Annotated in this window: 18 protein-coding genes; 10 read left to right on the top strand and 8 right to left on the bottom strand. The window is 67.1% G+C overall.

Annotated elements, in window-relative coordinates; translation table 11 throughout:
- Nucleotides 1-319: 319 nt before the first annotated feature.
- Nucleotides 320-1,282 carry a heme o synthase gene (locus BM372_RS14105; RefSeq protein ID WP_090956077.1) on the top strand — a complete coding sequence of 321 codons (963 nt, stop codon included), beginning with the start codon at nt 320-322 and terminating at the stop codon, nt 1,280-1,282.
- Between the two features lie 110 nt (nt 1,283-1,392).
- On the opposite strand, the gene BM372_RS14100 is transcribed toward BM372_RS14105, so the two are convergent.
- The 5 genes from BM372_RS14100 to BM372_RS14080 form a co-directional block, all read right to left on the bottom strand.
- On the bottom strand, nt 1,393-2,490 hold the full coding sequence (locus BM372_RS14100; protein ID WP_256214258.1) for an acyltransferase family protein: 1,098 nt from the start codon (nt 2,488-2,490) through the stop codon (nt 1,393-1,395).
- Nucleotides 2,491-2,780: 290 nt separating this feature from the next.
- Nucleotides 2,781-3,305 (bottom strand): hypothetical protein, encoded by a 525-nt coding sequence (locus BM372_RS14095; protein ID WP_090956076.1) that lies wholly within the window; start codon nt 3,303-3,305, stop codon nt 2,781-2,783.
- A 168-nt stretch (nt 3,306-3,473) separates the two neighbouring features.
- A complete protein-coding gene (locus BM372_RS14090) occupies nt 3,474-4,418 on the bottom strand; it encodes a COX15/CtaA family protein (RefSeq protein WP_090956075.1) in 945 nt (314 codons plus the stop codon).
- Between the two features lie 7 nt (nt 4,419-4,425).
- Complete coding sequence (locus BM372_RS14085; RefSeq protein WP_090956074.1) at nt 4,426-5,280, bottom strand: ABC transporter permease; 855 nt, start codon at nt 5,278-5,280, stop codon at nt 4,426-4,428.
- Complete coding sequence (locus tag BM372_RS14080; RefSeq protein ID WP_090956073.1) at nt 5,277-6,245, bottom strand: ABC transporter ATP-binding protein; 969 nt, start codon at nt 6,243-6,245, stop codon at nt 5,277-5,279. Before BM372_RS14080 ends, BM372_RS14085 begins: the two co-directional genes overlap by 4 nt.
- Nucleotides 6,246-6,352: 107 nt before the next feature.
- Between BM372_RS14080 and BM372_RS14075 the strand changes: the two genes are divergently transcribed.
- The 7 genes from BM372_RS14075 (at nt 6,353) to BM372_RS14045 (ending at nt 12,466) form a co-directional block, all read left to right on the top strand.
- Complete coding sequence (locus tag BM372_RS14075; protein ID WP_090956072.1) at nt 6,353-7,234, top strand: helix-turn-helix transcriptional regulator; 882 nt, start codon at nt 6,353-6,355, stop codon at nt 7,232-7,234.
- Entirely contained in the window at nt 7,234-8,697 is a 1,464-nt protein-coding gene (gene sufB / locus BM372_RS14070) for a Fe-S cluster assembly protein SufB (protein ID WP_090956071.1), read from the top strand. Before BM372_RS14075 ends, sufB begins: the two co-directional genes overlap by 1 nt.
- A complete protein-coding gene (gene sufD / locus BM372_RS14065; protein ID WP_090956070.1) occupies nt 8,697-9,983 on the top strand; it encodes a Fe-S cluster assembly protein SufD in 1,287 nt (428 codons plus the stop codon). The genes sufB and sufD overlap by 1 nt, the downstream gene beginning before the upstream one ends.
- Nucleotides 9,984-10,014: 31 nt before the next feature.
- Nucleotides 10,015-10,374: a non-heme iron oxygenase ferredoxin subunit gene (locus BM372_RS14060; RefSeq protein ID WP_090956069.1), complete on the top strand. Its 360-nt coding sequence runs from the start codon at nt 10,015-10,017 to the stop codon at nt 10,372-10,374.
- Nucleotides 10,375-10,462: 88 nt separating this feature from the next.
- A complete protein-coding gene (sufC, locus tag BM372_RS14055) occupies nt 10,463-11,260 on the top strand; it encodes a Fe-S cluster assembly ATPase SufC (RefSeq protein ID WP_090956068.1) in 798 nt (265 codons plus the stop codon).
- 13 nt (nt 11,261-11,273) lie between these two features.
- Nucleotides 11,274-11,606, top strand: coding sequence for a metal-sulfur cluster assembly factor (locus BM372_RS14050; protein WP_018772973.1), 333 nt, complete (start codon nt 11,274-11,276; stop codon nt 11,604-11,606).
- A gap of 263 nt (nt 11,607-11,869) precedes the next feature.
- A complete protein-coding gene (locus tag BM372_RS14045) occupies nt 11,870-12,466 on the top strand; it encodes a hypothetical protein (RefSeq protein WP_090956067.1) in 597 nt (198 codons plus the stop codon).
- Nucleotides 12,467-12,513: 47 nt separating this feature from the next.
- Here BM372_RS14045 and BM372_RS14040 read toward each other — a convergent pair whose 3' ends face one another.
- Nucleotides 12,514-13,398 (bottom strand): KPN_02809 family neutral zinc metallopeptidase, encoded by an 885-nt coding sequence (locus BM372_RS14040; RefSeq protein ID WP_090956066.1) that lies wholly within the window; start codon nt 13,396-13,398, stop codon nt 12,514-12,516.
- Between the two features lie 57 nt (nt 13,399-13,455).
- On the opposite strand from BM372_RS14040, the gene BM372_RS14035 reads away from it, so the two are divergent.
- Together BM372_RS14035 and BM372_RS14030 are read left to right on the top strand one after the other, a co-directional pair.
- Nucleotides 13,456-14,865, top strand: a complete 1,410-nt coding sequence (locus BM372_RS14035) for a class I adenylate-forming enzyme family protein (RefSeq protein WP_090956065.1) — start codon at nt 13,456-13,458, stop codon at nt 14,863-14,865.
- Between the two features lie 109 nt (nt 14,866-14,974).
- A complete protein-coding gene (locus tag BM372_RS14030) occupies nt 14,975-16,123 on the top strand; it encodes a thiolase family protein (RefSeq protein ID WP_371261747.1) in 1,149 nt (382 codons plus the stop codon).
- Between the two features lie 343 nt (nt 16,124-16,466).
- On the opposite strand, the gene arfB is transcribed toward BM372_RS14030, so the two are convergent.
- Together arfB and BM372_RS14020 are read right to left on the bottom strand one after the other, a co-directional pair.
- On the bottom strand, nt 16,467-16,889 hold the full coding sequence (gene arfB / locus BM372_RS14025; RefSeq protein WP_090956064.1) for an alternative ribosome rescue aminoacyl-tRNA hydrolase ArfB: 423 nt from the start codon (nt 16,887-16,889) through the stop codon (nt 16,467-16,469).
- A gap of 159 nt (nt 16,890-17,048) precedes the next feature.
- Nucleotides 17,049-17,477, bottom strand: a complete 429-nt coding sequence (locus BM372_RS14020; protein WP_090956063.1) for a hypothetical protein — start codon at nt 17,475-17,477, stop codon at nt 17,049-17,051.
- Nucleotides 17,478-17,659 lie beyond the last annotated feature (182 nt).

Raw genomic sequence — 17,659 nt, 5'->3', positions numbered from 1 at the left:
CCGCCCGTGTGCGCTGATCTAAGAACAGCCTAGTCCCAATCCACTTGGTGGTCAGCGTATATCTCAGCAAATGGACCGGATTTCGCTTATATGAATCACCGTCGCTTGCAGGGGTGGTGAGCAGGCGTTAACACGGCGGAAGCATGAGGGGCTACGGCGGCCCGGGACATCCACGCGCCACGGTATGATGGGTGGTGGCCTTCGATGGGCAAAGACACGGGTGTGCGCTGAGCGCCGGGTCCGTCTTGGAGCAAGACGCGTTGCGATATCCACCCGGGGCCGCCCTGCCACACCGAACTGCACAGCCAGACAGAACAGAGTGACTGCCACCGTGAGCACAACTAACACGCCGTTGAACGCCTCCCCGGTCTCGGGAAGGATGAGCTTCGGCCGCAAAGCCAAGGCCTACCTGGCGCTCACGAAACCTCGTGTCATTGAACTTCTGCTCGTCAGCACCCTGCCCACAATGATCTACGCCGAGCGCGGTTTCCCGTCGATCGGGCTGATCCTGGCGACACTGGTGGGAGGGGCGTTTGCGGCGGGCTCCGCGGGGGCCTTCAACTGTTACATCGACCGCGACATTGACAAACTCATGCACCGCACCGAGAACCGGCCGCTGGTCACCGGCGAGGTCACCCCGCGCGAAGCGCTCGTCTTCTCCTGGCTGCTGGGCGCGGCGGCAATCGCCATCCTCTGGTTCGGGGCTAACCCGCTTTCCGCCTGGCTGGGGCTCGGCGCCATCGTCTTCTACGTGGTCATCTACACCATGATCCTCAAACGGCGCACGGCCCAGAACATCGTCTGGGGCGGGGCTGCAGGGTGTTTCCCTGTCCTGATCGCCTGGGCCGCCGTCACCAACACGGTCGAATGGCCCGCCGTTGTACTGTTCATGGTGATCTTCCTCTGGACCCCGCCGCACTACTGGCCGCTGTCGATGCGCTATGGCGAAGACTACCGCAACGCCAACGTGCCGATGCTTGGTGCAATCGCCGGCGCCAAAGTGGTCTCCGTGCAGGTGGTTCTCTACGCGTGGGCCATGGTGGCGTGTTCGCTGCTGATGATCCCGGCCGGCCACGCAGGCTGGGTGTACACCGTGACCGCGGTCGCGGCCGGTGCCTGGTTCCTGTACGAGTCGCACGCCCTCTATAACCGCGCGCAGTCCGGCGACGTTTCGAACAAGGGCGCCATGAAGGTCTTCCACGGTTCCATCAGCTACCTGACGCTGCTCTTCCTGGCCCTGGCAGTGGACCCGTTCGTCGGCTCCGCCCTCATGGGCGGCTGAGAGGCCCGTTCGGCCGGTAGTCCCCGCCGGGCGGGGTAAAGTCCCCCTTCCAACGCCTGAGGCTCCCTCACCCAAGTGGGTGTGGGAGCCTCAGACGTTGTTCGGGCGGGTCAGGTCCGCGATGGAACGGCGCAGGCGTCCGCCGGCTGCCGGTCCGGATGGGCCCGGTCGAAGCGGGACCGCGCGATGCGTCCCAGCCGTTCGACGGTGTGCCAGCTGATCACCGCAATAGCCAGAGTCAACAGGATGGCCGAGACGGCCACCAGCGGGGGCAGGTCCGCCGTCGAGCCTCCGTTGAGCCAGAGAATGACGATGTAATTCCAGAGGTACGCGGCGTAGGACACGGTGCCAAGCAGCTGCACCGGGCGCGTCCATCGCGGCATCGCACGGGTACGGGAAGCGCCCAGCGCCACCAGGACGGCCGCGGCAACCATGGCCAGGGGGCCGCCAACGAAGAAGAAGGCCGGCGTTTCGTTGGCCTTCGGGAAGAAGGCCAGCGCGGCCAGGACGGCGACTGAAACGAGCAGGGCCGCCAGCCGGAGCCAGCGGCCGGAGAACCAGCCGAACACGTGGACCCGGTAAAGCCGCAGGGCCGATCCGATGATCAGACCCAAACCCCATGTCGTCGGAAGCGCATAGACCAGCGAGTGAAGTTGTGGTGCAAGGATCATCATCGCCACCACACTGGCGGTCATGAGGAAAAGGGTGACGGCGGCAGAAAGGCCAATCAGCCGTCCCTGGCGATTGCGCCGCAGGGCAAGCACCAGCAGCGCCGGCCAGATCAGATAGAACTGTTCCTCCACGGCCAGCGTCCACAGCGGCCCGATGGCCATGCTGACGTCGAAGGGCAGTGGCAGGTCTTTGAGGTAGCCGAAGCCGGCCAGAACGGTATAACCGACGATTCCCTTGGACCGGTCGCCGAGGACGTCGGTGGCCAGTTCGACGATGGCATACACGCCCAGCAGGGAGATCAGCGCCGGCACGAGCCGGAAGGCGCGGTGTGCATAGAAGCGGCCGTAACGGATCTTGCGGTGCCGTTCGACATCCCTGACGAGCACGTTGGTGATCAGGTAGCCGCTCAGCACGAAGAAGGCGATCACGCCAACGATGCCGGCCCCTTCGAATATCGCCGGCCAGGAATGCCCGAGCAGGACCGCTCCAACGGCCGCCCCGCGGAGAACATCCAGCCCGTCCAGCCGCGGGCGCACTTGGGGTCGTTGGCCTGAACCCGGTTGGCCTGTGCTGAGCTGGGCAGCCGATGTGGCCCTTTTGCCGACTATTAACGCCACGTGACCTCCGGAGCCTCTGTCTGGCCGGTTCCGATTTCAGCTAAATCTCGGCAGCTGAATCCGGCAACCGTGCCGTTCGTCTTCTCATGATGTGATTGCGGCGCCCGTCGTGCGCCCCTTCCATTATCCCCGACGCGTCTGGACGGAACCTGACCAAGCTTCCGGAGGGCGTTCCCGGCGCTGGGCAGCTGGGGCGCCTGCGGCCGCGGTTAGAGGTTGTGGGCCACCAGTTCGAGACCGATCACCAGAAGGCTCAACACAACCTCGGCCAGCATGATGGCGGCTTTGTGGCGCAGGGGAATCTCGAGGCGCCGGATCGCGAGGAACCCGACGACGGCGAGCGAGACCACGAGCACGCCAACCGCCCACCCGAGCGCCGCAGCCGTTGACATGAACCCGAGGCCGGCCGCGGCCAGAAGGAGCAGCGGCGCGACTAACACCCCGAGACCGTCGACGCCGACCGTGATCATATGGTGCAGTTCCTCCCCGGAGGGGAGCTTTGAATGAACCGTCAGGTGGCTGAGCAGATCGGCGACCAAGATCCCGAGCAGGGAGCCGATCACCACGATGCTGAGGGTGGCCGCCGCGGCGGCGGGCGTGGTCTCGTCCGCGTGGCCCCGGAGCGCCAGCACCACAGCCAGGCTGGTGAAGATGATGTAGACGCGTTCCTTGAGGCTCGCCGCGCGTTGACGGGCCGAAGGTGAAGGAGGCGCGGCCGCCTGAGCCTCATTCATGTGGTGCCGCCCATCGGACGCCGCCGGTCGAGAGCACAAAAGGATCCCTGTCCATGCCACCACATGATCCTCCAACCGGCACATGGTGGCCAGTGGAGAGGTGCAACGCGGGGTCACTTACGGTCCATTCCGACGCTCCGGATGGGCGGTAAGTGACCCCGCGTTGCTTTATTTCACCGGGCTGTAGCGGGCCAGGTCCGCGGCGTTCGTGGCCGCGGACATCAGCAGGGCCGCCGCCAGCATGTGCGCGCCGACGAGCAGCGCCGGAATGCCGGTGTAATACTGCGTGAAGCCGATGACAGCCTGCAGGACCGTGACGCCCAGCAGCATGAACACCGCGGAGCGGAACGGTCCCGGGATCCGCCCCCGGACCACGAGGAACAGTCCGAACAACGCGCCGGCGGTGACCAGGTAGGCGGGCACGGCGTGGATGTGGGCGAAGAGGTCCCAATCGAGATCGTTGCGCGGCGCGTTGGCGTCGCCGGCATGGGGACCGGCTCCGGTCACCACCACACCCAGGCAGACGGCGACCGCCGAGAAAAACGCGACGGCAGTCATCACCGGGCGTGCGGCGCCCGGCAGGGCGGGAAGCCGCACGGTCCCGGCCTTGCCCGTGCGGCCGTAAGCGCGGTTCACCAGAAGGGTGGCTAGGACCACGAGGGCCATGGAGACGAGGAAGTGCAGGCCCACCACCCACGGGTTTAGCTGGGTCAGCACCGTGATGCCGCCGATGACGGCCTGGGCCGGAATGCTCGCGAGAAGGCCGAGGGCCAGCAGGAAGAGGTCGCGGCGTTCCTTGCGGAGGTTCCACAGGTACACGAGCATCATCACCGCGACGGCCGCCAGAGCGAAAGTCAGGAGCCGGTTGCCGAATTCGATGATTCCGTGGAACCCCATCTCCGGGGTGGTCGTCAGGGATGCGTCGGTGCAGCGCGGCCACGTTGGGCAGCCAAGGCCCGAGGCGGTCAGTCGGACGGCACCGCCGGTCACCACCAGGACGATCTGGCCGATCAGGGACAACGAGGCAAGTCTCCTGACCTTGTTGTCGACGACGACGGGCAGCCGGGAGGTGAACCCCGAGACGATCCGGGGGGTGCGTGACGCCGTGCTCACAGTTTTCTCAATTCCATTTGAACCAACGGGTGGCTGCGCCGCCGGCGATCGCCGTCCAGAGCAGCAGGACAAAGACCGCAGCAGCATTCACGCTGCCGTGCAGGAAAGCATCCCTCAGCGCCTGGCCCAACGCGCCGGAGGGGAGGAAGTGGACCACGGCCTGCGCCAGGGCAGGGAGCCGTTCGGCCGGGATCACGATGCCGCCCAGTGCGCCGAGCAGGATCCAGAGCAGGTTGGTGATGGCCAGGGTCGCTTCCGGCCGGACGGTCCCCGCGACCAGCAGCCCCAAGGCCGTGAAGGCAGCAGCGCCGAGGACCAGAATCGCCAGGCCGGGCAGCAAGCCTGCGGGCTCGGGCCGCCAGCCCAGCGGCAGGGCCACAGCCGTCACGATGAGCACCTGCAGCAACAGCACGGCCAGGACGGCCAGGATCTTCCCGGCGATCAGTCCGGTGCGGCCCAGGGGAGTGGTGGAGAGAAAGCGCAGGACGCCGTAGCGGCGGTCGAAGCCCGTAGAGATGCCCTGCCCGGTGAAGGCGGTGGACATGGCACACAGCGCCAGGATGCCGGGGACGGCGATGTTGATGCGGCTCGAGCCGAGGCCGTCCAGCAGTGGCGTCACCGTCAGGCCGATCATGGCCAGCAGCGGCATCACAATCGCGAGGATCAATTGCTCGCCGTTTCGGAGCATGGTGACGGTTTCGTACTGTCCCTGCAGCAGAATCCGGCGCAGCAGCGGCGCGGGCCCGCTGCCCTGTGTACTACGCGGTGCACTACGCGGTGCACCGCCAGCAGCGGGGTTTCCAGGCGCGGCGCTGCCCAGCGGGGTATTGCCCAGCGGAGCGCGGCCGGATACGCGGGTCATCGGATCTCCCTTCCGGAGATGTCCAGGAAGACGTCCTCGAGGCTGCGCGCTTCAAGGCTCAGGGAGCTCGGCATGATCCCGCGGGCCGCCCACCACGCGGTGATCGCCGCGAGGTCGGCCGGAGTCAGCACGCCGGTCGCGGCGTAACTGCCGGCGCGCGCCTCGGTGACCTCGACGCCGTCGGGCAGCACACCGGTGAAGTCCAGCCCCGGTTCACTCTCGAACAACAAGGTCCGGACGTGGTGCCCGGCGTCGCCCTCGGTCAGCTGGTGCCGCAGGAGTTCGCCGACCGTGCCTTCGGCGACGTTGCGGCCGGCGTCGATAATGTACACGTAGTCGGCGAGGCGCTGGGCGTCGTCCATGAGGTGCGTCGTGAGGATGATTCCCATGCCGCTGTTGCGCAGCTCGGCAATGAGGTCAAACACCATTTGCCGGGACTGCGGATCCAGGCCGGCACTCGGCTCGTCGAGGAAGAGGACCTCCGGATTGCCCACCAGTGCCGCGGCCAGGGCAAGGCGCTGCTTCTGCCCGCCGGACAGCCGCCGCACGGAGGTGCGGCTGAAGGCGTCGATCCCCAGGCGTCCGATGAGCTCATCGACCGGCCACGGGTCTTGGTACATGCCGGCGATGTGCCGCAGCAGGGGGATGGGACGGGCCGACGGCGGGAGGCCGCCGTCCTGCAGCATGACCCCGACGCGGGCGCGGAGCCCGGCCCCGGCGTCGTCCGGATCCTCGCCCAGTAGGCTGATGCTGCCGGCGGTGCGTTTCTGCAGCCCTTGGGCGCACTCGATCGTGGTGGTTTTGCCGGCGCCGTTGGCACCCAGCAGGGCCGTGACCTGCCCGCGTTCGGCCAGGAGGGACAGCCCGCTGACCACGCGCAGCATTTTCCCGTCAAGGGTGGCCAGGGGCCCCACATCCTTGACGAGCCCGCTGATGGTCAGAACGGGGGATTCGGGAGATCGCACCACAGCATTCTACGGGATGTAGTACGGCGCTACCTGGGAGCGGTCCGCGACCCCAGGCAAGCCATGCCTTAGTGGATCGCGGGAGTAAATTACGACATGATTGTGTTGTGTATTCCATGAGCACCTCTGCGTCCGCAGCCCCGTCCGGGCACGGCACCGCGCGCGTCGGGTCCGCCCGGGCGCACGTGGCGGCCGTGCCGGACCTCATTCCTGCGGCTGTCCCCGCGGCTGCCGGCAGCCACCACCACGACGCCGAAGAGCGCACGCGTGACCGCGTCCTCAACGCCGTGCTGGAGCATGGACCCATCAGCGCCGCCGAACTCGGCGATCTCCTGGGCTTCACCCCGGCCGCTGTCCGCCGCCACCTCGACCACCTCGAGCGCAGCGGAGTGATTGAGGTCAAGCGGGTGGCCCGCGCCGGGGCCGGTGCCGGACGGCCCGCCCGGCGCTACGTCCTGAGCTCCCAGGGCCAGTCGACCCTGGGCAACGACTACCTCGACATCGCCACCGTGGCGCTGCGCCGCCTGGGCGAAGCCGCCGGTCCGGAAGCGGTGCGGCAGTTCGCCGTCGAACGGTTCGCGGAGATGGAACGCCGCTACGCCCCCGAGATCGAGCAGGCCGGACCGGACATCACGGCCCGTGCCCGGGCTCTTTCCGAGGCGCTCAGCCGCGACGGCTTCGTCGCCTCGGCGCAGTCGCTTGAGGCCAAGGCGCCGCTTCCGGCAGCGCTGTCCAGCGTCCAGCTTTGCCAGGGGCACTGCCCCATCCAGCACCTGGCCGCCCAGTTCCCCGTGTTCTGCGACGTGGAGACCGAAGTGTTCTCCCGGCTGGTCGGCGTCGACGTGCGCCGCCTGTCCACGCTCGCGCGCGGCGGGCACGTCTGCACCACCCACATACCTACGGGCCGTCCGGCCGCCGGCGGGACTTCAAGTCCTACGGCCCCGGGCAGCACGGATGAAGTATCCAACCATCTGCAAGAAAGGCCGTGATGACGGACCAACTATCAGAGAAGAAGGTTGCTGACTCTACGGTGATTTCGGAGATTCTCGAGAAGAATCCCGAGCTCCACGGAATCGGCACCTACGAGTACGGCTGGGCCGACAAGACCGACGTCGGCGCCAACGCCCGCCGCGGCATCGATGAGGACGTAGTCCGGGACATCTCGGCCAAGAAGAGCGAGCCGGAATGGATGCTGGACCTCCGCCTTAAGGGCCTGAAGTACTTCGACCGCAAGCCCATGCCCACCTGGGGCGCGGACCTGTCCGGCATCGACTTCGACAACATCAAGTACTTCGTGCGGTCGACCGAAAAGCAGGCCGCCACCTGGGAAGACCTGCCCGAGGACATCCGGAACACCTACGAGAAGCTGGGCATCCCGGAAGCCGAGCGCAGCCGCCTGGTCTCCGGCGTCGCGGCCCAGTACGAATCCGAGGTCGTGTACCACCAGATCCGCGAGGACCTGGAAGCCCAGGGCGTCATCTTCCTGGACACCGACACCGCCCTGCGCGAGCACCCGGAGATCTTCCAGGAGTACTTCGGCACGATCATCCCCGTGGGCGACAACAAGTTCGCCTCGCTGAACACGGCCGTCTGGTCCGGCGGGTCCTTCGTCTACGTCCCCAAGGGCGTCCACGTGGACATTCCGCTGCAGGCCTACTTCCGCATCAACACCGAAAACATGGGCCAGTTCGAGCGGACCCTGATCATCGCCGACGAGGACTCCTACGTCCACTACATCGAAGGCTGCACCGCGCCGATCTACACCTCCGACTCGCTGCACTCCGCCGTCGTGGAAATCGTCGTGAAGAAGGGCGCCCGCGTCCGCTACACGACCATCCAGAACTGGTCGAACAACGTGTACAACCTGGTCACGAAGCGTGCCATCTGCGAAGAGGGCGCCACCATGGAGTGGATCGATGGCAACATCGGCTCCAAGGTGACCATGAAGTACCCGGCCGTCTACCTTGTGGGTGAAGGCGCCAAGGGCGAAACCCTGTCCATCGCGTTCGCCGGCGAAGGCCAGCACCAGGACACGGGCTCAAAGATGGTCCACATCGCGCCCAACACCAAGAGCTCCATCATCTCCAAGTCCGTGGCCCGCGGCGGCGGCCGCGCCGCCTACCGCGGCCTGGTCCAGGTCCGCGAAGGCGCCAAGCACTCGGCGAACACGGTCCGTTGTGACGCGCTCCTGGTGGACACCATCAGCCGGTCCGACACCTACCCGTACATCGACATCCGCGAGGACGACGTCACGATGGGCCACGAGGCAACCGTCTCGCGGGTCAGCGAAGAGCAGCTGTTCTACCTGATGTCGCGCGGCATGCGCGAGGACGAGGCCATGGCGATGATCGTCCGCGGCTTCATCGAGCCCATTGCCCGTGAACTGCCGATGGAATACGCCCTCGAGCTGAACCGCCTGATTGAACTGCAGATGGAAGGATCGGTCGGTTAATGACTGACATCACTACTGAAAAGGCCCGCATCGGCGCGCCCTCATCCCAGCCGTTCATCAACGGTTTCACCGAGGAAGGCGAAAGCCTGTCCCCGCTGAACGCTGCGGAGTCCAAGTCCCCGCTGGCCGGCGAAGCCGTCAAGGCGCATTCGCACGGCGGCGGAGTCGGCATTCCGGACAGCTCCCGCGCCGGCCGCCTGACCTCCTACAAGCTGGCTGACTTCAAGCCGCTGACCGGCATGGAAGAGGACTGGCGGTTCACCCCGCTCAAGCGCCTCAAGGGCCTGCACACCGAGGTCCTCACCGGCACCGGCCCGTCCGTTGCCGTCACTGCCCCGGACAGCGTCCGGGTCGAGACGGTCGGCCGGAACGATGCCCGGATCGGCTCCGCCGGCATCCCGGAGGACCGTGTGTCCGCCAACGCCTGGGAGAACTTCTCCGAGGCCACCGTCATCACGGTTCCGGCTGAGGTGGAGACCGAGTCCGAGGTCAGTGTCGTGCTGACCGGCCAGGGCACCCAGGCTGCCGCGCAGCATGTGGTGATCGTGGCGGAGAAGTTCTCCAAGGCCGTCGTCGTCCTTGACCACCAGGGCACCGCCGTCGTCTCGGAAAACGTCGAGATCGTCGTCGAGGACGGCGCTCAGCTGACCGTCATCTCGCTCCAGGAATGGAACGACGACGCGGTGCACGCCTCCTCCCAGCAGGCCCGGATTGGCCGCGACGCCAAGTTCAAGCACATCGTCGTCAGCCTCGGCGGCGACCTCGTCCGGGTCACGCCGTCGGCGCGGTTCACGGCGCCGGGGGCTGAAGTGGAACTGCTCGGGCTGTACTTCGCCGACGCCGGCCAGCACCTGGAACAGCGACTGTTCGTTGATCACGGCGTGCCGAACTGCAAGTCGAACGTCCTGTACAAGGGCGCCCTGCAGGGCCGCAACGCGCACACCGTCTGGGTGGGTGACGTCCTGATCCGCAAGGAAGCCGAAGGCACCGACACGTACGAGGCCAACCGCAACCTGGTCCTGACTGACGGCGCCCGCGCCGATTCCGTGCCGAACCTGGAAATCGAAACCGGCCTGATCGCCGGCGCCGGCCACGCCAGCGCCACCGGCCGCTTCGATGACGAGCACCTGTTCTACCTGATGGCCCGCGGCATTCCGGAAGACGTCGCCCGCCGGCTGGTGGTCCGTGGGTTCCTCAACGAGATCATCCAGCAGATCAAGGTCCCGGCGATCGAAGAGCGCCTCACCGCCGCCGTCGAACGCGAACTCGCGGCAACGAACCACTAGTGCGCAGCACTAGAGAACACGGACCACACCAATGACTGAACAGCCCAAGGGCGAGCTCGTCTGCACCGCCAGCGAGATCCAGCTCAAGCAGGCGCTGCGGATCCTGATCGACGACTACCCCGTAGCGGTCGTGAAGGACTCGATGGGGGAGATCCACGCGATCGGCGACACGTGCTCGCACGCGGACATCTCCCTCTCCGAAGGGGAGGTCGAAGGCTGCAAGATCGAGTGCTGGGGCCACGGTTCCCAGTTCGACCTGCGCAGCGGCGAACCGCTGCAGCTGCCGGCCTATGACCCTGTTCCCGTCTTTGCCGTGACCATCCTGAATGACGAGGTCTACGTGGACGTCACCAACGTCCTGAACGGCGCCGAGGCTCCGAACTTCAGCTAGCTGCCCCGCAGCCGGCAACCCGCTTAGCAACTTATCGACAAGAACCGCACCGCCGCCGGAGGGCACGGTGCAGAGGAGAACAAGACATATGTCTACTCTTGAGATCAAGGACCTGCACGTCAGCATTGACACCGAGCAGGGCACCAAGGAAATCCTGAAGGGCGTCAGCCTGACCATCAAGACCGGCGAGACGCACGCCATCATGGGACCCAACGGCTCGGGGAAGTCCACCCTGGCGTCCACCGTCGCCGGCCACCCGCGCTACAACGTCACCTCCGGTACCATCACGCTCGACGGCGAGGACGTCCTCGCGATGAGCGTCGACCAGCGTGCCCGCGCGGGCGTCTTCCTGGCCATGCAGTACCCGGTGGAAGTACCCGGCGTCAGCATGACCAACTTCCTGCGCACCGCCAAGACCGCTATCGACGGCGAGGCGCCTTCCCTGCGCCACTGGACCAAGGACGTCAAGGCCGCGATGGCGCAGCTGCGCATCGACGCCGACTTCACCCAGCGCAATGTCAACGAAGGCTTCTCCGGGGGCGAAAAGAAGCGCGTCGAGATCCTCCAGCTGGAACTGTTCAAGCCGAAGTTCGCCATCCTGGACGAAACGGACTCCGGCCTGGACGTCGACGCGCTCAAGGTTGTCTCCGAGGGCGTCAACCGTGCCCACGCCGAAGGGAACATGGGCACCCTGCTCATCACCCACTACACCCGGATCCTGCGCTACATCAAGCCGGAATTCGTGCACGTGTTCGTTGATGGCAAGGTTGTCGAAGAGGGCGGCCCCGAACTCGCCGACCGCCTTGAAGAAGAAGGCTACGACCGCTACGTCCAGGGCGCCGGAGCCGCCACAATCGCTGCCGCTGACGCTGCAGCACAGGCCTAGTTAGGACTCCGCCATGACGGAACTCAATGTGGCCCGCACGGGCCTCGAAGATGTCGAAGAGGCACTCAAGGATGTGATCGACCCGGAACTCGGCGTCAACATCGTTGACCTTGGCCTGTTGTACGGTCTGAAGTACTCAGACGACGACGGCGCGCTGCTGATCGACATGACGCTCACCACCGCGGCCTGCCCGCTGACCGACGTCATCGAAGAGCAGGTCGGCAAGGCCCTTGACGGGATTGTCGACGACTGGCGGCTCAACTGGGTCTGGATGCCGCCGTGGGGTCCGGAACGGATCACCGAAGACGGACGCGACCAGATGCGGGCCCTGGGCTTCAACATCTAGAACCGCCCGCCTTACGGGCCTCGTCCGGCCCTTAAAGCAACAACGTCCTGGTACAACGACGCCGGCCCCACCTCCCTGAGGAGGGGCCGGCGTCGTTGTCTAAGTCGGTGTTTTCCGGACCCGGAAGGAGCTGCCCGGGCGGGCGTTCCCTTCCGGGCCGGTCGGTGGTCTGATAAAGACATAGTCCAACGGCCGCTGGTAAAGACATAGTCCAACGGCCGCTGGCCCGGACTGGGAATTCCGTCGACAGGAGGCACACCAGAATGGATGCCACCAAACCTCCCCGGCCGTCACCGGGCGGGGATTTCGTCGTGGTCGAGGACAGCGGGGAGTTCTCCTACTACGCGTCCGTGAATGCCCTCCTGGCCGACTTCGAGTACGTGGGCGAAGCCACGTGCATCATTGACCGCAGCGCCGCTGCCTACCGGCTGGAGTTGGACGGGAACAGGCACCTGCGCCTGGGTCCGCCCCTGGGATCCGTGGAGTTCCACTGGCTGCGCCAGGCCCTGGCGGACGCCCGCCAGGTGCACCCCGAAGGGCACCGGCTCCAACGCACGGAAACTGCCGGGCTCGCCGAGCTCGTGGTCGGACTGTTCGAGACGCTGCAACTGGAACGTGGCACCGATGACGGCCCCGGGCTGTGGAGCCTGGAGATCGACGGGCTTTCAACGCGGCGCAATGCACTGGCCGACGTCGACGTCCTCCTGGCCGGGAACATCCGGCTGGAGTCGGTCCGCGTGACGGACCCGTTCGGGCACCAGTACCGTCCGGAATGGCACCGGAAGCACCGGCACTTGGGCCACGCAGGATTCCTCAGCTACATCGAAATCCCTGTACGGCGCAGGACACCGCGCCGGTGAAGGAATCCCCCCGCTGAGATGCTGCGCCGGTGAAGACAGCCGTCAGGTCAGGGGGTCGCCACCGCGAAGGTATCGCACTGGTTGATGTCCCCGGACGTGTAGCCCCGGGAGAACCACTTCTGCCGCTGGGCACTGGATCCGTGGGTCCAGGCCTCCGGTGACACGCGCCCGGAGGCTGCCTTCTGGATTCGGTCATCGCCCACGGCCGAGGCGGCCGACAGGGCATCCTGGAGGTCTTGTTCGGTGAGAGGATCGAGGTAGGTCTGGCCGGTCTTCGGGTCCGGCTGTGTGGCATAGTGTGCCCACAGGCCGGCGTAGCAGTCAGCCTGGAGCTCAACCCGGACGCCGCCGGATTGGGGGCCCTGCGGATCCTGCTGTGCCTTGTCCAGATCGCCGAGCAGGTTCTGGACGTGGTGCCCGAATTCGTGGGCCACCACGTATTCCTGTGCCAGCGGTCCGCCGGAGGAACCGAACCGGTCCACAAGTTCCTGGAAGAAGCCGGGGTCGAAATACGCAGTGGTGTCGACCGGGCAGTAGAACGGCCCCACGTCGGAGGTGGCGGCCCCGCAGCCCGTGTTGGTTCCGGCGCTGAAGAGCACGGCGTCGGGCCGCGGGTATTTCGTGTTGTAGTTGGCCAGATAGGCGGGCCAGAAGGCGTTCAGGCTGTTCACCGTGCCGGTGATCCTGCAGTCGAGGCGGGCGTCGGCGTCGGCGCCCGTCTTGCAGGCCGGGGCAGAGCCCTGGCTCTGCGTCTGAGGCTCCAGACTGGTGCCGCCCATGCCCTCGAGGAGCTGGGGGTTGATTCCGAACAAGGCGGCGAGCAGCAGGACGATGCCGCCGCCGATGCCGCCGCCGATCATGGGGCCGCGTCCCATCCCGCGGCGGTCCTGGACCTGTGAGGGATCCAGCTGGGCGTTGTCATTGAAGCTCATGAAGTCACAATACCCGCACAGTCGGCACGGCCGGAGGGCAACGGTAAAGTTGGGTCGATGCCATTTCTTGACAGACTCCAGCGCTGGGCCGATGATCGTCCCGACGACACTGCCGTCGTCGTGGCCGGAGCGCACCTCACCTGGTCCGGGCTGCGGGACCGGGCGGCGGCGCTGGTGCCTTCCGCGCCTGCGGTGACGGTTTTGTCGGAGCACAACTCAATTCGTTTTGCCGTGGCATTCGCGGCCGCCGTCGCGGGTGAGCGTCAGTGCGCGGTGCTGGATCCGGCCTGGCCGCAGCAATTGCGGGAGGCGATTGCCACTCAGATCGCCCGGACCTCGCCGGACCCCACGCAGGTGCCCCCGACGGGGACGGGGCTCGCCGACGGACCGCCCGGCGCCTCGTTCCTCATCGGACTGACCTCCGGCACCACCTCGGTCCCTAAAGCATTCACACGCTCCCGGCAGTCGTGGCAGGATTCGTTCGACGCCTCCATTGAGTTCTTCGGCCTTCACCAGGAGGACAAAACGCTGGCCCCCGGACCGCTCGCCGCGAGCCTTAACCTCTATGCCTTGGCCGAGTGCCTGTACGCCGGGGCGGAATTTCACACCCTTGAGCACTTCGACGTCGGCGCCGCCCACGCCGCCGTCAGCCACGACGGCATCACCCGGCTGGTCCTGGTGCCCACCATGCTCCGGCTGCTCAGCGAGCGCGGCCTGGCGGGAGGGGTCGACGCGTCCGGCATCCGCAGCATCATCTGCGCCGGCTCCAAACTGGATGCCCGGACGCTCGAGGCGGCCCGGCGGTGGGCACCCAATGCCACCCTTTTCGAATACTACGGCGCCTCTGAACTCAGCTTTGTGTCGGGCGCCGCGTTGCCCCCGGGGGAGCCTGTCGAGCCCGGCGGGACAGCCATCGGGCGGCCGTTTCCCGGCGTCGATATCCGCATCCTGGACGACGACGGGACGGAGCTGCCGGACGGCGGCGACGGCAACATCTGCGTGCGCAGCGGTATGGTCAGCAACGGCTATCTCTGGGGCGACGACGGCCACGCCCTGCGGTGTTTCAACGGCTGGTACACGGTCGGGGATCAAGGCTTTCTCTCCGGCGGAACCCTGCACATGCTCGGCCGACGCTCCGACATGATCATCACCGCCGGCACGAACGTCTACCCGCACGAAGTGGAAATGGCGCTGGCGTCCGTCCCGGGCGTCGCGGCGGCCGTGGCTGCCGGCCGGGCCGATGACCTGCGCGGCAAGCGCGTGGTGGCCGCAGTGGTGCCGTCGCACGGGGGGATCACGGCGACCGCGCTGAAGGCAGGCATCGAGGATGTGCTGGCACGCAACAAGCGTCCGCTCGAATACTTCGCGCTGACCGAGCTGCCGCTGACGGACCGCGGCAAGATCAGCCGGCAGCTGCTGCTCGACTGGATGGACCAGAACGATCCCAGGATCCGGCGCCTTGGCTGAACGGCGCACGGACCCCGGCCCGGCTTCGCCCGCTCCGCCCGGGACTTCGCCTGCGCAGGCGCTGCCCACGCCCGCGCGGCCGGCGCTGCTGCCGGACGACAGGCAGCCGGTGATCATCGCCGCGCGCCGGACACCCCTCTGCCGCGCCAATGGCGTCCTGAAACAACTGCGGGCCCACATGCTGCTGGCGCCCGTGCTCCGCAGCCTGCTCTCCGAGGCCGGCGCCGCGCCCGATGCAGTGACCGACGTCGTGATCGGCAACGCGGTCGGCGGCGGCGGGAACGTGGCGCGGCTCGCCGCGCTGGAGGCCGGCCTGCCCGTCACCGTTCCCGGCATCACCGTGGACCGGCAGTGCGGCTCGGGCCTGGACGCGATCGTCCTGGCCTCCCGGCTCGTCGCGGCGGGCGGGAACGGCCTCTACCTGGCTGGCGGCGTGGAGAGCATCAGCACGGCCCCGCTGCGGGCACACCGCAACGACGACGGCAGCCCGGACTTTTACAACCGGGCCCAGTTCGCACCGCTCAGCATGGGCGACCCGGACATGGGGGTTGCCGCCGAGAACGTCGCTGCCCGCTACGGCATCAGCCGGGAGCGCCAGGACGAGTTTGCGCTCCGCAGCCACCGCAGGGCCTTGGACGCCGCCGCTGCCGGACGCTTCGACGGCGAAATCGTGCCGCTCGTTATGGAGACCGGGGCAGCCGCAGCCGTCGACGACGGTCCGCGGCCCAGTCTTGGCCCGGCCCTGATGGCCAGGTTCCCGCCCGTGTTTGCCCACGGCGGCACGGTAACGGCCGGGAATTCGTGCTTCGACGCTGACGGCGCGGCCGCCATAGTGGTGTCGTCCGTGGAACGGGCCCGGCAGCTGGGCGCCTCCGACGGGCTGCTGGTGTTGGGCAGCGACACCGCCGGGGTGGCGCCGCAGCTTTTGGGCGTCGGCGCGGCCGTGGCCGGAGCACGGCTCCTGGCGGCGCACGGCCTGACTGCTGCGGATCTGGGCCTCGTGGAGTTCAATGAGGCCTTCGCGGCCCAGACCCTCGCCTGCTTCGACCAGTTGGGAATCGATCCGGAGCGCGCGAACCTCGACGGCGGCGCCCTGGCTCTGGGGCACGCCTACGGAGCCTCGGGCGCGGTGCTGGTGACCCGGCTGCTGGCACAGGCGCGCAGGTCCGGCGACGAACACCAGCTGGCCCTGGCGATGATCAGCATCGCCGGCGGCATGGGCACCGCTGCGCTGCTGGAGTACCGCCGCTTCAGCTAGCCCCCCGTCCACGGCACATGTCCATCCTCCGGGGCGTGACATGCCCAACTTGGCCCGTCCACGGCACATGTCCATCCTCCGGGGCGTGACATGCCCAACCTGGCCCGTCCACGGCACATGTCCATTTTCCGGGTACGTGGCATGCCCGACCTGGCCCGTCGACGGGACATGTCCATTCCTGGGTGCAAGGCGCGGACAAGGTGGCGATATGTCCAATGGCTGCGGGCCGGAGGGGGCATGTCCACCCGCTGGCTGCCGGCATGTCCCGCCCTGGCACTCGGAAAGGGGCATGTCCCGCCTTGGCGCAAAGAGGGGACATGTCCCTTCCCGTCGAGCACAGGGGTTACTCGGCGGTTGGACGCCGTCGCTGCCGCTTCGTGGCCGCACGCTGTTCCTTTGCGGCGAGGCGCCGACGGTTCGAACCCCGGGTGGGTTTGGTCGGCCGGCGGGGGGCAGCTTCGGGAGCGAGTCCCTCTGCCACGAGGTCGGAGAGCTTGGCCAGGGCGATCTCACGATTGCGCAGCTGGGAGCGCTGTTCGGAGGCTGTCACGGTGATCACCCCGGCGATGAGACGACGTTCGAGGCGCGTGACCAGCATGAGCCGTTGGCTGTCCGACAAGGCGCCCGAGCCGGCGACGTTCCAAGAGAGTTCGACGCGGCTGTCCGTGGTGTTGACATGTTGACCGCCTGGCCCGGACGAACGCGAGAACCGCCAGCCGAGTTCCGACTCGGGAATGGTGAGCGCAGGCGATACCTCCAGGTCCATGCAACTAGCCTTCCATGATCTGGGTCCGATCAAAGCACCGAGGCTCCCTTCCCAGGGCCGGACGGACTTCGGCCGCGGCCGCTGTCCATCCGTGATTGTTCCCGCACCCGGACGCGTACGACGGGCCACCTCGCAGATTCACTGGCACAGTAACGGAAGTTAGGTCGCTGGGACCATCCAGAAACCGGCGACGGCCGCGCTGCCCCGCTCGGTGGTCATGCGGAAGGCATGCGCCGAAACCGGGCCTGCCTCAAGCTCCAGATCCACTCTCGTTGCTGTTCCGCAGTCGAGGGCCAACTCCTGGTGCGTGCCTCCTCGGCGGTCGGACTGCGAGAGGGTGAGGGATGCTTTCATTACGCCGTGGCAGGCAGCGGTTACCGTGTAGCTTCCCTTCGGTATTCCGATGATCGAGGTGCGGAACCCGTCGCCGCCTAGTCCGCCTGAGCCGCCCAAGACAACGCCGTCAGGTCGAGGGCCAAGGCGCATGTCCAGTTCCGCCTGGTTTCCCGCCTGCACCTCGGCCAGATCGAGATCCGCCTCCCGTGGCGGAGCCGGGGCTGGCCGGGAATACCCGGGGGGAGCAGCCATCTGAGTCGGTTCCTCGTCCGTGTATTCACAGGCACTTAAAGCCGCTCCAGAACTGACGAAAACCAGCAACGCTGCAGGGCCCCGAACCCAACTTCTTCCCCCAAGTGGTGACATGGCCGTAGCCTATCGGCATCCGGCAGAGGTACAGCGTTTTTGGACCAGTCGCATTTCTGCCTGCCCCG

It is taken from the genome of Arthrobacter sp. ov118, assembly GCF_900116495.1.
GTDB lineage: Bacteria > Actinomycetota > Actinomycetes > Actinomycetales > Micrococcaceae > Arthrobacter.
The sequence above is the reverse complement of the archived record's forward strand: the minus strand, read 5'-3'. Positions and strand labels throughout refer to the sequence as shown.

Excerpts from the sequence above, each read along its gene's own strand:
- BM372_RS14085 (WP_090956074.1), bottom strand. The coding sequence starts at position 5,280 with ATGACCCGCGTATCCGGCCGCGCTCCGCTGGGCAATACCCCGCTGGGC.
- arfB (WP_090956064.1), bottom strand. The coding sequence starts at position 16,889 with ATGGACCTGGAGGTATCGCCTGCGCTCACCATTCCCGAGTCGGAACTC.
- BM372_RS14050 (WP_018772973.1), top strand. The coding sequence starts at position 11,274 with ATGACGGAACTCAATGTGGCCCGCACGGGCCTCGAAGATGTCGAAGAG.
- BM372_RS14095 (WP_090956076.1), bottom strand. The coding sequence starts at position 3,305 with ATGAATGAGGCTCAGGCGGCCGCGCCTCCTTCACCTTCGGCCCGTCAA.
- BM372_RS14040 (WP_090956066.1), bottom strand. The coding sequence starts at position 13,398 with ATGAGCTTCAATGACAACGCCCAGCTGGATCCCTCACAGGTCCAGGAC.
- sufC (WP_090956068.1), top strand. The coding sequence starts at position 10,463 with ATGTCTACTCTTGAGATCAAGGACCTGCACGTCAGCATTGACACCGAG.
- BM372_RS14020 (WP_090956063.1), bottom strand. The coding sequence starts at position 17,477 with ATGGCTGCTCCCCCCGGGTATTCCCGGCCAGCCCCGGCTCCGCCACGG.
- sufD (WP_090956070.1), top strand. The coding sequence starts at position 8,697 with ATGACTGACATCACTACTGAAAAGGCCCGCATCGGCGCGCCCTCATCC.
- BM372_RS14045 (WP_090956067.1), top strand. The coding sequence starts at position 11,870 with ATGGATGCCACCAAACCTCCCCGGCCGTCACCGGGCGGGGATTTCGTC.
- BM372_RS14035 (WP_090956065.1), top strand. The coding sequence starts at position 13,456 with ATGCCATTTCTTGACAGACTCCAGCGCTGGGCCGATGATCGTCCCGAC.
- BM372_RS14060 (WP_090956069.1), top strand. The coding sequence starts at position 10,015 with ATGACTGAACAGCCCAAGGGCGAGCTCGTCTGCACCGCCAGCGAGATC.
- sufB (WP_090956071.1), top strand. The coding sequence starts at position 7,234 with ATGACGGACCAACTATCAGAGAAGAAGGTTGCTGACTCTACGGTGATT.